10 protein-coding genes are annotated in these 13110 nt (G+C 40.3%); 4 read left to right on the top strand and 6 right to left on the bottom strand.

All coding sequences use genetic code 11. The features are described 5' to 3' along the window. The first annotated feature begins 40 nt into the window (after positions 1–40). The 3 genes from udk (at position 41) to ICJ55_RS06235 (ending at position 1531) form a co-directional block, all read left to right on the top strand. Positions 41–688: a uridine kinase gene (gene udk / locus ICJ55_RS06245; RefSeq protein WP_188156024.1), complete on the top strand. Its 648-nt coding sequence runs from the start codon at positions 41–43 to the stop codon at positions 686–688. A 9-nt stretch (positions 689–697) separates the two neighbouring features. Further along, positions 698–1279, top strand: a complete 582-nt coding sequence (gene dcd, locus ICJ55_RS06240) for a dCTP deaminase (RefSeq protein WP_188156023.1) — start codon at positions 698–700, stop codon at positions 1277–1279. A 93-nt stretch (positions 1280–1372) separates the two neighbouring features. Further along, positions 1373–1531, top strand: a complete 159-nt coding sequence (locus ICJ55_RS06235) for a DUF1328 domain-containing protein (protein ID WP_188156022.1) — start codon at positions 1373–1375, stop codon at positions 1529–1531. 96 nt (positions 1532–1627) lie between these two features. Here the strand turns inward: ICJ55_RS06235 and pntB are convergent, their stop codons facing one another. Next, positions 1628–3079, bottom strand: coding sequence for a Re/Si-specific NAD(P)(+) transhydrogenase subunit beta (gene pntB, locus ICJ55_RS06230; RefSeq protein WP_188156021.1), 1452 nt, complete (start codon positions 3077–3079; stop codon positions 1628–1630). Between the two features lie 11 nt (positions 3080–3090). Then, on the bottom strand, positions 3091–4629 hold the full coding sequence (gene pntA / locus ICJ55_RS06225; RefSeq protein WP_188156020.1) for a Re/Si-specific NAD(P)(+) transhydrogenase subunit alpha: 1539 nt from the start codon (positions 4627–4629) through the stop codon (positions 3091–3093). Positions 4630–4841: 212 nt separating this feature from the next. On the opposite strand from pntA, the gene trmJ reads away from it, so the two are divergent. Next, the gene (gene trmJ, locus ICJ55_RS06220) at positions 4842–5558 is read left to right on the top strand and encodes a tRNA (cytosine(32)/uridine(32)-2'-O)-methyltransferase TrmJ (protein ID WP_188156019.1); all 717 of its coding nucleotides are present in this window, start codon (positions 4842–4844) and stop codon (positions 5556–5558) included. Positions 5559–5645: 87 nt separating this feature from the next. Here the strand turns inward: trmJ and ICJ55_RS06215 are convergent, their stop codons facing one another. The 4 genes from ICJ55_RS06215 to glgX all read right to left on the bottom strand — a co-directional run bounded on the left by ICJ55_RS06215 (position 5646) and on the right by glgX (position 13101). Then, positions 5646–8147: a glycogen/starch/alpha-glucan phosphorylase gene (locus ICJ55_RS06215; protein WP_188156018.1), complete on the bottom strand. Its 2502-nt coding sequence runs from the start codon at positions 8145–8147 to the stop codon at positions 5646–5648. 96 nt (positions 8148–8243) lie between these two features. Beyond that, positions 8244–9680, bottom strand: a complete 1437-nt coding sequence (glgA, locus tag ICJ55_RS06210; protein ID WP_188156017.1) for a glycogen synthase GlgA — start codon at positions 9678–9680, stop codon at positions 8244–8246. Between the two features lie 99 nt (positions 9681–9779). After that, entirely contained in the window at positions 9780–11093 is a 1314-nt protein-coding gene (gene glgC, locus ICJ55_RS06205; RefSeq protein ID WP_188156016.1) for a glucose-1-phosphate adenylyltransferase, read from the bottom strand. Next, on the bottom strand, positions 11086–13101 hold the full coding sequence (gene glgX, locus ICJ55_RS06200) for a glycogen debranching protein GlgX (RefSeq protein WP_188156015.1): 2016 nt from the start codon (positions 13099–13101) through the stop codon (positions 11086–11088). The genes glgC and glgX overlap by 8 nt, the downstream gene beginning before the upstream one ends. Positions 13102–13110: the final 9 nt, after the last annotated feature.

Raw genomic sequence — 13110 nt, 5'->3', positions numbered from 1 at the left:
ATAATTTACAGGATACTTTTTGAATGAATAGGAAATTTTTATGACTGATACTGCTCAACAACCATCTTGCGTTGTTATTGCCATTGCCGGAGCTTCTGCATCGGGGAAAAGCCTGATTGCCTCAACCATTTATAAAGAACTGAAAAATGAATTAGGAACGGATAATATCGGCATTATTTCTGAAGATGCTTATTATCGAGATCAATCCCATTTAACAATGGAAGAACGCGTCAAAACCAACTACGACCACCCTAACTCAATGGATCATCATCTGCTCGTTGATCATCTACGCCAACTAAAACAAGGCAAAGCGATTGAAATTCCCGAGTACGATTACACAGAACATAACCGTAAAACGACTACCAAACACTTTGAACCGAAGAAAATTATCATTTTAGAAGGTATTTTGCTTCTGACTGATGAACATATCCGCAATGAACTGAACGTTTCTATTTTCGTTGATGCACCATTAGATATTTGTTTTATCCGTCGTTTACAACGTGATATGGTAGAGCGTGGACGTTCAATGGAATCGGTCATTACCCAATATCGTAAAACGGTTCGCCCAATGTTCTTACAATTTATTGAGCCATCAAAGCAATATGCGGATATTATTGTGCCAAAAGGCGGTAAAAACCGTATTGCGATCGATATTCTCAAAGCTCAAATCAAACAGTTACTCAAATAGGAGCAAAATATGCGTTTATGCGATACCGATATTAAACGTTACTTAGATGAAGGCATCATCAGCATTACCCCTCGTCCTTCTGATGATAAAATTTCCGGTGCAACGGCAGATGTGCGTTTAGGTAATTCATTCCGTGTTTTTCGTGAGCATAACACGCCTTATATTGATTTAAGTGGTCCTCGTGAAGAGGTTACCGCTCAATTAAATAAAGTAATGAGCGACGAGATTATTATTGGTGATGATGAAGCCTTTTTCCTACACCCCGGTGATCTTGCCCTTGCAACAACACTCGAATCAGTCAGCTTACCTTCCAATATTGTAGGCTGGTTAGATGGACGCTCCTCACTTGCAAGGCTTGGATTGATGGTTCACGTTACGGCTCATCGAATTGATCCCGGCTGGGAGGGGAAAATTGTATTAGAATTTTTTAATGCGGGGAAATTGCCTCTTGCTTTACGCCCTAATATGGCAATTGGTGCATTAAGCTTTGAAATTTTAAGTGGCGATGCTGCGAAACCTTATAATGCTCGTAAAGATGCAAAATATAAAAATCAACAAAGTGCTATTTCCAGCAGGATTAATCAGGATTAATTTCAAAATGTTAATTAAATATTACCGCTTGCAACAGTTATTTCACTATGTTAAATTGATGTTGCATTAATCAGAGAACATAAGGAGATTACTATGTTACATTATGCTGTAGTATTTTTTATTATCGCCATCGTGGCAGCATTTTTTGGTTTTGGAGGCATAGCTGGAAGTGCAACTGAAATTGCAAAAATTTTATTTTTCGTCTTTCTGGTTCTTACCGTTATTTCTTTTATATTCAAGCGAAAAAAATAAAAAAGCGAATTATTGAATTTTATAAAACACAGCATTTTGCTGTGTTTTTTCATTTTATACTAAAAAAGCGAACATAATTGTTCGCTTTTTTAGTTTCTAGTTATTTAACGCTCTTAAAATATCATCCACACGTTCTTTCGCATCACCAAATAACATTTGTGTGTTTTCTTTAAAGAACAGTGGATTTTGTACGCCTGCATAACCTACTGCCATTGAACGTTTGAACACGATAACGTTTTGTGCTTTCCATACTTCAAGCACCGGCATACCTGCAATTGGGCTTGATGGGTCATCTAATGCGGCTGGGTTTACGGTGTCGTTTGCACCGATAACCAGCACCACATCAGTTTCTTCAAAATCATCGTTGATTTCATCCATCTCTAATACCACATCGTAAGGTACTTTGGCTTCAGCTAATAATACGTTCATATGACCCGGTAAACGACCAGCCACAGGGTGGATACCAAAACGCACATTTACGCCTTTTTCGCGTAATTTAGCCGTGATTTCCGCTACTGGATATTGAGCTTGTGCTACCGCCATACCGTAGCCCGGAGTGATGATAACAGAGCTTGCATTTTTCAACATTTCTGCCACTTCTTCTGCATTAGTTTCACGGTGTTCGCCATATTCTTCATCGCCTTTGCTAGACTGCACTTCATTACCGAAGCCGCCTGCAATTACGCTGATAAATGAGCGGTTCATCGCTTTACACATAATGTATGAAAGGATTGCACCTGAAGACCCTACCAACGCACCGGTTACGATTAATAAATCGTTACTTAGCATAAAGCCTGCCGCTGCCGCAGCCCAACCTGAATAAGAGTTAAGCATTGATACTACCACCGGCATATCTGCACCACCGATAGAGGCAACTAAGTGCCAACCGAACACTAAAGCGATTGCAGTCATAATCAACACAGGGAAAATATTTTCCGGATGATTTAAGAAAACAGTCATTAGGAAGATTGAGACAACAATTGCTGCCAAATTCCATTTGTGTTTGTGAGGAATATTTAATGCCGCAGAAGAGACTTTACGACCAAATAATTTGCCACTTAATTTCCCGAATGCGACTAATGAGCCAGAGAAAGTAACTGCCCCGATGAAGATCCCTAAGAACACTTCAACATTGTGAATGTTAGCAAGTGTTGCTTGTTCTGCTAAGAATGCCGCTTTTTCCGCTTCACTAACTAAATAAGCCGGCATTGGTGCTTCAATATGTAAACCATAGCTATTAAAGCCAACTAATACCGCTGCTAAACCTACAAAACTGTGTAGAATTGCCACAAGTTCCGGCATTTCCGTCATTTCAACTTTAATCGCTTTTTTAACGCCGATAAATCCACCGATTGCCATAGCAATTAAAATCCAAATCGTGCCGTGAGATTGTGGACCAAAAATGGTTGCGACTAAGGCAATTCCCATACCCACAATACCATACCAACAACCGGCTTTTGCAGTTTCGTGTTTAGAAAGACCAGCTAAGCTCATAATGAAGAGAAGTGCTGCAATAATATAGGCAGCGGTAACAAATCCAAAAGACATCTTCGTTCTCCTTAACCTTTTCTAAACATTGCCAGCATTCGTTGCGTTACTTTAAAGCCACCAAAAATATTAATGCTGGCAACTAAAATCGCAATAAAGGCTAAAATATCAATAAAGAAATTACCAACAGGTTGTGCAATTTGCAGTACTGCCCCTACGATGATAATACCTGAAATCGCATTAGTTACCGCCATTAACGGGGTGTGTAATGCGTGGCTGACATTCCAAACCACATAATAACCAACCACACAAGCCAACACGAATACGGTAAAGTGCGATAAAAATGCTGCCGGAGCAACTGAAGCAATCCATAAGAATAATGCCCCTACACCAGCCATTACGCCATACTTCACTTTTGGATTTGCAGGTTTTTCTTCTTTTTTGACCGCTTGTGGTGCAGCCGCTTGTTTTTGTGGTTGAGCTGAAACCTGAATTGGCGGAGCCGGCCAAGTTAATTCACCATCACGTACGACAGTTACGCCACGTAACACAACATCTTCAAAATTAATGTCGATTTGACCATCTTTATTCGGTGCTAACAGTTTTAATAAATTTACTAAATTTGTACCGTAAAGTTGAGAAGATTGCGTTGGTAAACGTGCCGGGAAATCGGTATAGCCAATTACTTTCACTTGGTTATCAGTAACCACAACTTCACCTGCTTTGGTGTATTCACAGTTACCACCTGTCGCTGCCGCTAAATCCACAATCACTGAGCCCGGTTTCATTGAATCCACCATCTCTTTTGTGATTAAACGTGGTGCCGGTTTGCCCGGAATTGCAGCGGTCGTAATGACGATATCCACTTCTTTAGCTTGAGCAGCGTAAAGCTCCATCGCTCGGCGATTAAACTCCTCTGACATCACTTTCGCATAGCCGTCACCTGAGCCGCCTTCTTCTTCAAAATCAATTTCTAAGAAGTCTGCACCCATTGATTTCACCTGCTCTTTCACTTCAGGACGAGAGTCAAATGCACGTACGATTGCACCAAGACTATTTGCCGCACCGATTGCCGCTAAGCCTGCAACACCCGCACCAATGACTAACACTTTAGCCGGTGGTACTTTACCTGCTGCGGTAATTTGACCTGTAAAGAAACTACCAAATGAATTTGCCGCTTCAATTACAGCACGGTAGCCCGAAATATTCGCCATTGAGCTTAACGCATCTAAGGCTTGTGCACGGGAAATACGTGGAACTGCATCCATTGCCAACACATTGATTTTTTTAGACTGCAACTTTTCCATTAATTGTGGATTTTGTGCCGGCCAAATAAAGCTGACCAAAGTCGCACCTTCTTTAATTAAATCAATTTCAGCTTCGGTTGGGGCATTCACTTTAAAGATAATGTCCGCATTCCAAACATCTTGCTGAGTGCCGATATTTGCACCTGCATTGATAAATGCATTGTCTTCAAAACTCGCTTTAAAGCCTGCGTCTTTTTCAACGAGGACATCAAAGCCCAGTTTTTTAATCTGCTCAACGGTTTTTGGCGTTGCCGCCACTCTCGTTTCACCGTCTAGCAGCTCTCTTGGTACACCAATAAGCATAAAGACTCCTGTATGGTTGTTGTTATTCAAAGCTAAATGAATAGCCCTGTGCAAGTTTAAAAAACTTTCTAAATGTACCACTAAATCAGGGCAATAGGTAAAAAAATCTTACGATTTTAAGCGGATATTTTTGATTTTTTTCAAATTTTCAGCTGTCATAAATTTTGCTACACTATTTACCGACAAAATTTAACAAAAATAGAATAAATCAGATGAATATTTTAGATAACATCCACATAATTTTGGTGGAAACCTCGCTGCCTGCCAATATTGGCTCAGCAGCCCGAGCAATGAAAACAATGGGTTTATCGCAACTGCGTTTAGTTTCTCCCAAATTGCCAATTGATGAACAAGCTGAAGCCCTTGCCGCAGGGGCAAAAGATGTACTAGATAACACTCAAATTTACGCTACTTTTGATGAAGCCATTGCAGATTGCCAACTGGTTATTGGCACTAGTGCCAGACTTCGCCATTTGCAAAACAGTTTAATTGAACCCAGAGATTGTGGGGAGTTAGTCATAAACCGTGCAAATCTTGGCAAAGTCGCAATTGTGTTTGGTCGTGAACGTGTTGGGCTAACCAATGAAGAGCTACTAAAATGCCACTATCATCTCAATTTCCCAACTAATCCCAATTACGGTTCGCTCAATTTAGCAATGGCGGTGCAACTGGCAAGTTATGAAATCCGTATGGCATATTTGCAAAAAACAGTAGAAAAACGACCGCTTACCGAGGCAAAAGAATACCCAACCGCAGAAGCATTGGAACATTTTTTTGCTCACACCGAGCGATTGTATAAAGAGTTAGGCTTTATCCGCAATGATTCAGTAATGTTAAAGCTCCGCCGTCTTTATCAACGAGCGGAATTAGAAACTAATGAGCTGAATTTATTGAGAGGAATGCTGACGGCGGTTGAAAAACGAAACTAACAAGCGGTTTATTTTAGGCAAAAATTTGCAAATTTCTAATACAAACAAAAAACGGTAAGATTTCTCTTACCGTTTTCTTCTAAACCATTATTTTAAATTCAACAATTTGTTTGAACTTTCAATAATGCTGTCCATTGTTGAATCGCCTTTTAATTGCTCCTCACTCATTGGCTCGATTTTCCAGATATTATTGGCATAATCCATTACCGAACGGTCTGATGAGAAGTAACCCATATTGGCAATATTAATGATTGCCGAACGAATCCACGCTTTCTTATTACGGTAGGCTTGAGCGACTTTCTCTTGAGCTTCCACATAGCTACGGTAATCCGCACAGGCTTGGTAGTAGTCGCCTGAATTTAAGATCAAGTCTTGGTAACGGTACGGATCTTCCGGTGAGAATTTACCGTTTAAGATTTGTGAAATCGCTTCATTCAATTCACTGTCTTTTTCGTAGTAGTGATAAGGTGAATAACCGTTGCGACGAAGTTCTTCCACTTGCTCCACTTCATTACCGAAAATAAAGATATTCTCTTTACCTACACGATCTAAAATTTCCACGTTCGCACCATCTAACGTACCAATAGTTAAAGCACCATTGAGGGCAAATTTCATATTTGATGTACCGGACGCTTCTGTACCTGCTAATGAAATTTGTTCTGAAACATCTGCCGCCGGGATAATCATTTGTGCTAACGACACGCTGTAGTTCGGAATAAACACCACTTTGATTAAATCATTAATGCGAGGGTCGTTATTCACTACACTTGCCACATCATTAATTAAGCGAATCACTTTTTTCGCCGCATAATACGCACTTGCCGCTTTACCTGCAAAGATGAAAACACGAGGTGTCCAATCTGCGGTTGGATTTTTTAAAATACGGTTATAGAGCGTAATGATATGAAGCACGTTCATTTGCTGACGTTTGTATTTGTGAATACGTTTGATTTGTACGTCAAAAATTGCTTCCGGATTGAGTTTGATACCTTGTGTTTCTTCAATATAGTTTGCTAAACGGCGTTTATTTTCAAATTTCACTGCAGCAACTTGAGCTTGTACATCAGCATCATCAGCAAAATCATTGAATTTTTCTAATTCGCTTAAATCGGTTAGCCAGTTATCGCCAATATATTTATCTAAAATATTCGCAAGACCCGGGTTGGCAATTTTGATCCAACGGCGAGGCGTTACCCCATTTGTTACGTTGGTAAAACGGTTTGGGTAGATACGAGCAAAGTCTGCAAAAATCGATTCTACCATTAAGTCAGAGTGAATTTTTGCCACACCGTTTACTTTTGTAGAAGCGACTACTGCAAGCCACGCCATACGCACACGACGATCACCTTGCTCATCAATTAATGAAACACGAGAGATAAGATCATTATCGTTCGGGAATTGGCTACGCACCTCTTCCAAGAAATGTTCATTAATATCAAAAATAATTTCTAAATGACGTGGTAACACACGGGCTAACATTTCCACCGGCCAGGTTTCTAACGCTTCACTCATTAAGGTATGGTTGGTGTAGAAGAATGTTTTGCTAGTGGTTGCCCACGCTTGCTCCCAAGAATAGCCTTTTTCATCAATTAAAATACGCATTAACTCAGGCACTGCAAGGGTTGGGTGAGTGTCATTTAAGTGAATCGCTACTTTATCTGCTAAGTTTACACAAGAGCCAAATTCTGCTTCGTGACGGCGGATAATATCTTGCACCGATGCCGAACAGAGGAAATACTCTTGGCGTAAACGTAACTCACGACCGTTATAAGTAGAATCATCTGGATAAAGCACACGAGAAACATTTTCCGAGCTATTTTGTTTAACCATTGCGGCAAAATAATCACCACGATTAAACTCTGACAACGCAAAACCTTTACCTGAAGCGTGAGCAGACCATAAACGTAAGCTATTGGTTGAGGTCGTTTCAAAACCAGGAATAAGCTGATCGTGGGCTTGAGCAGTGATCTCTTCTTCCGGCTGCCATACTACTTTTTTGCCTTCACGCCAAGTTTTCCCGCCAAAACGAACCGGGAAACGTTTACTTGAACGTAAATATGGCCATACAAATTCGTTTTCCAACCATTCATCAGGCTGTTCTACTTGCTCACCATTGCGGATTTCTTGGCGGAACATACCGTATTCATATTGAATACCGTAGCCGATAGCCGGGATTTTCATTGTAGCGAGACTGTCTAAGTAGCAAGCAGCTAATCGACCTAAACCACCGTTACCTAAGCCCGGATCGCCTTCTTCATTAATGATATCTTCAAGATCTTGCCCTAACTCTTTTAACGCAGCACCAATAAGCTCATAAACGCCTTCCGAGATCATCGCATTACTGAAAGTACGCCCCATCAAAAATTCCATTGATAGGTAATAAACACGGCGGCTTCCATTTGCAACTTGGCTGCGACGAGTTTGTAGCCACTCTTCGGTAGATAAATCACGCACTACACGAAGTGCGGCATTTAACCAGTTACGTTTGCTCGCATCTCGAGGCTCAACACCTAATGCAAATACCATTTTATGTAAAATTGCGTCTTTTACGCTTTTAATCATTTCGGGGCTTAATGACTGCCTGCTCATTGAGTAAACTCTCCTCATTTTATGGACGTTACAAGCGGTCGAATTTACACATTTTTTTGCAAATTCAACCGCTTGTAACAATGTTGTAAATATAAATTAAATAATTTCGTGATATAAATTTTGATACTGTTCAGCCACTTTCGCCCAACCAAAATCTTGTGCTAAGGCATTTTGGCGAACACTTGACCATAATTTTTGTTTTTGCCACAAATTAATCGCTCTTATTGCAGCTTCTAAAAATGCCGGAGCATCAGGGTAATCAAACACAAAACCTGTTGCATTACGATTTTCAATACTCTCTTTGTGACTATCAAATACCGTATCTGCTAACCCGCCTGTACGACGAACCAGTGGCAATGTGCCATATTTCAAGCCATAAAGTTGAGTTAATCCGCAAGGCTCAAAACGGCTTGGAACTAAAATCACATCGCCACCCGCAATAATTTGGTGGGATAAGGCTTCATCATAACCAATTTTTATGCCAATTTGGTTCGGGTATTTATGTTGGAAATAACGTAGTGCATTTTCTAAATCAGGCGAACCGCTACCTAGCACGATAATTTGAACATTATGCTGCATTAAAGCATCAATATTAGCTAATAAGAAATCTGCCCCTTTCTGTTCGGTTAAACGAGTAACCATCACCATTAATAGAGCTTCTTTTTGTTCCGGCAGACCAAAAATACGTTGCAATTCAGCTTTATTTTTTGCTTTGCCGTGCATATAGTTTGGACGATAATTAGCAACAATATTGGTGTCGGTTTCAGGATTCCAAACTTCACTATCTACTCCGTTTAGAATTCCTCTCAGTCTGCCTTGATATTGGCGAGTGGCAAGTAAGCCGTGTAAACCCGCACCAGCTATCTCTTCGGTAATTTCACGGGCGTAAGTCGGGCTTACAGTCGTGATACGATCGGCAAAATATAAACCTGCTTTAAGGTAAGAAATTTCGCCGTAAAACTCTAAGCCTTCTACATTGAAAAATTCCCACGGCAAACCAAGCTCAGCCAAATGGAACGCATTAAAACGCCCTACATAGGCGATATTATGAATAGTAAATACAGTTTTGACGTTGCTACCCCAGCTTTTCAGATAAGCACAAGCAAGACCTGCTTGCCAGTCGTGAGCGTGCAACACTTGTGCAGCCCCCCACCAGTGATCTAAACCTTGTGCAAGTTGAGCACCGATATAGCCTAATAAAGCAAAACGTTTGTAGTTATCGATATAATCTTGGTAGTTCGCATCGTGGTAAGGATTACCATCACGCATAAACAGATGTGGTGCATCAATCACATAAACGCCTAATCCGTTGAAATAGGCAAATCGAACCGTAACTAAACCGGCAAAGGTACCGATAGTCGCAACTTCTACAGTTTCCCCTAGTGTTTGGGCAACTTTAGGGTAATAAGGAATTAATACTCTAACATCATTCCCTGCTTGTTGTTGAGCAAAAGGCAATGCCCCCATAACATCAGCTAGTCCGCCTGTTTTAATCAGCGGATACATTTCCGAGCATATATGTAAAATTTTCATTTTTTACCATTTATATTGTGTTGCAAATTTTTATTAAATTTAAACCGCTTGAAAATAATACTTCGGGTATTTGAACCCGAAGTATTATAGCATCAATATTTAAATTGTATATTTAATATCCGTATTAACTTCTTTTCCTGCCATTTTATCTAGCATTGAACGCGTAACCAATACAATTCCATTTTTGCTAACGCGGAAATTTTTAGCATCTTCTTCCGGATTAACCCCAATTTGCAAACCGTCCGGGATTACGCAGTGTCTGTCAATAACCGCTCGTTTAATCACACAATTTTTGCCGATGGTAACTTGTGGAAGAATAACAGTATGCTCAATAACCGATTCTGCTTCAACGTGAACACGGTTAAATAACACCGAGTTACTGATTTCCGCATCTGTAATCACACAACCGCCAGCAATTAATGAGTTATCTAACGTTCTTGCACGCGTATGATTATAGAAGAAACGTGCCGGTGCAGTTTGCTGAGGGCGACCGTGAATTGGCCAAGATTCATCATATAAATCAAGTTCAGGATCTTCAGAAACTAAATCCATATGAGCAGACCAGTAGCTGTCAATTGTTCCTACATCACGCCAATAAATTGCACCACTTGCATTACGTCCTTTACAAGAACGCTCGAATGGGTGAGCGTATAAAACGCCTTGCTCTACCGCTTTTGGAATAATGTCTTTACCAAAATCGTGCGATGTTCCCGGTGTTGAAGCCTCTTTTTCCAGCATTTCGTAAAGGTAATCTGCATTAAATACATAAATACCCATTGAGGCTAAAGACGATTCAGGTTTACCTGGCATGGACGGTGGATCTGCCGGTTTTTCCACAAACTCTTTCACTTTGAGTTTTTCATTAACTGCCATTACTCCAAATTCTGTCGCTTGTGAACGAGGTACTTCAATACAGCCTACGGTACATTTTGCTCCTTGATCAACGTGATCTTTTAGCATTTGAGTGTAGTCCATTTTATAGATATGGTCGCCTGCCAAAATAACCACATATTTAGGGCGATAGTGCGATTTCATCATCGCCATATTTTGATAAACAGCATCAGCCGTACCACGATACCAAGTGTTTTCATCTAACTGCTGGCGTGCAGGTAACATATCAATATACTGGTTACGCTCATAAGGTAAAAATGACCAACCACGCTGCAAATGACGCAATAATGAGTGAGCGGCATATTGAGTAATAACACCAATTTTTAATAAATTTGAGTTAATACAGTTAGATAATGCAAAGTCAATAATACGACGGCTTCCCCCAAAATAAACGGCAGGTTTTGCACGTTTATCTGTTAATTCATAAAGACGAGAACCTCGTCCACCGGCTAAAATTAAAACCAACGTTTCATTCGTCAAATCTTGTCTTGCAACAAGAGCGGTTGATTCTTGGTTAAGCATGTTGTGTCTCCAATATTTTCGTGTGAATTCCATCACTTTTTTGAAGTACGCATACTCCCATATTATTGAGCGTAACTGATTGCGTTTCTGTCATCAAAGTACCGTTTTTTTGCCCGAGAACCACTTTCCAGTAGCCTTTAGGCAATAAAAATTGCTGTTTCTGGCGTTTGGCATTGACCAAAATCAACCAGTTATCCTGTAATAAAATTGCTATTTCTTTTAAGCTATTATTATGCCAATCTTCAATTTGCAACGGTTCTGCTAATGCACTGATCCAACGAACCGATTGACTGTCCCACCATTGATTTTGGGCTGAAAGCAGTGGGATTTTTTTTCGTAATGCAATGAGTTCGGCAACATAACCTATCCGAGCTTGGTTAGCATTTTCCCAATCTAACCAAGTGGTTTCATTGTCTTGGCAGTAGCCATTATTATTGCCTTGTTGAGTATGTCCCATTTCATCGCCGGCAAATAACATTGGCACTCCTCCCGAAAGAAGTAAGGTTGCCAATAAGCCACAAGCGGTCATTTCTCGCTGTTTTTTTACCGATTCATCATCTGTTTCACCTTCCACACCGTGATTATGGCTGAAGTTTTCATTATGCCCATCACGATTTTGTTCGCCATTCGCCAAGTTATGTTTTTGGTTATAGCTGACTAAATCTTGCAGATTAAAACCATCGTGAGCAGTAATAAAATTAATACTTTTCGAGGCGGAATGTTTGGAAAAAATATCATCACTGCCGGCAAAACGGCAGGCAAATAAGCCTAGATCGCCCTGATTATGTAGCCAGAAAGCACGCATATCATCACGATAACGATCATTCCATTGGTAAAACGGCTCGGGGAATTTACCAAGTTGATAGCCCTCACCACCAATATCCCAAGGCTCGGCAATTAATTTGATATGAGCGAGTTTCGAGCAACTTTGGATTGCCTTAAAAAAGTCCGCTTTTTCGGAAAAACTTGGGGTTCTGCCTAACACAGATGCTAAGTCAAAACGGAATCCGTCCACGTGGCACTCGTCCACCCAATAACATAAGCAATCGATTGCCCAACGGAGAATATTAAGATTGGTTAAATTAAGTGTATTGCCACAACCTGTCCAATTTTCATATTCGCCTTGCTCATTTAGCCAATATGCGTGGTTATCAAGCCCTCTAAAACTGAGCATTGCACCGTCTTTACCACCTTCAGCAGTGTGGTTAAATACTACGTCCATAATCACTTCAATGTTGGCTTTGTGTAGCGTTTTCACTAATTGCTTAAACTCTTTAAGCGGATTTTGCTTATCTGAAGCCAATTTCGGATCAACCGCAAAATTACCTAAAACATTGTATCCCCAATAATTTACTAAGCCTTGCTTTTGTAAATGAGGTTCATCAATATGGTAAGTAATTGGTAATAATTCTACCGCTGTGATACCCAGTTTTTTCAAATACTCAATGGAATTTTTATGAGCTAATCCTGCAAAAGTTCCTCTAATTTCTTGTGGTATAGCAGGATTTAACTGACTGAACCCTTTAACGTGCACTTCATAAATAATGGTTTCTGTCCAAGGGGTGAAAACCTGACTATCCCCTTCCCAATCAAAGTGTTCATCAACTACTACAGATTTTGGGGCAATCTGTCCATTATCTCGCTCATCATCCCAAGCATACCACTTTACAGCCTCTTCACTGCTCAGATCAGGCATTCCCTCAATGGCTTTGGCATAAGGGTCGCTCAACAACTTATTTGCATTAAACAGCAAGCCGGCTTGCTCGTTTTGTTCTCCCTTAACTCGATAGCCATATTTCGTACCTGCTTTCACACCTTCAACAAAAATATGCCAAGTATGTTCACTTGCACTCATTGGAATGCGGGTTTCTTGATTACTTTCATCAAAAAGGCACAATTCAATAGCGGTCGCATTTTGTGAAAAAATTGCAAAATTTGTGCCAAATTTGCCCGCTTGTATGCAGAGCGAACTGCCAAGAGGGAATGGTTTACCTCTAAAATACTTCATTTATATTTA

Source organism: Mannheimia bovis (assembly GCF_014541205.1).
GTDB lineage: Bacteria > Pseudomonadota > Gammaproteobacteria > Enterobacterales > Pasteurellaceae > Mannheimia > Mannheimia bovis.
Note: the sequence above shows the minus strand (reverse complement) of the source record. Positions and strands in the feature narration are given on the sequence as shown.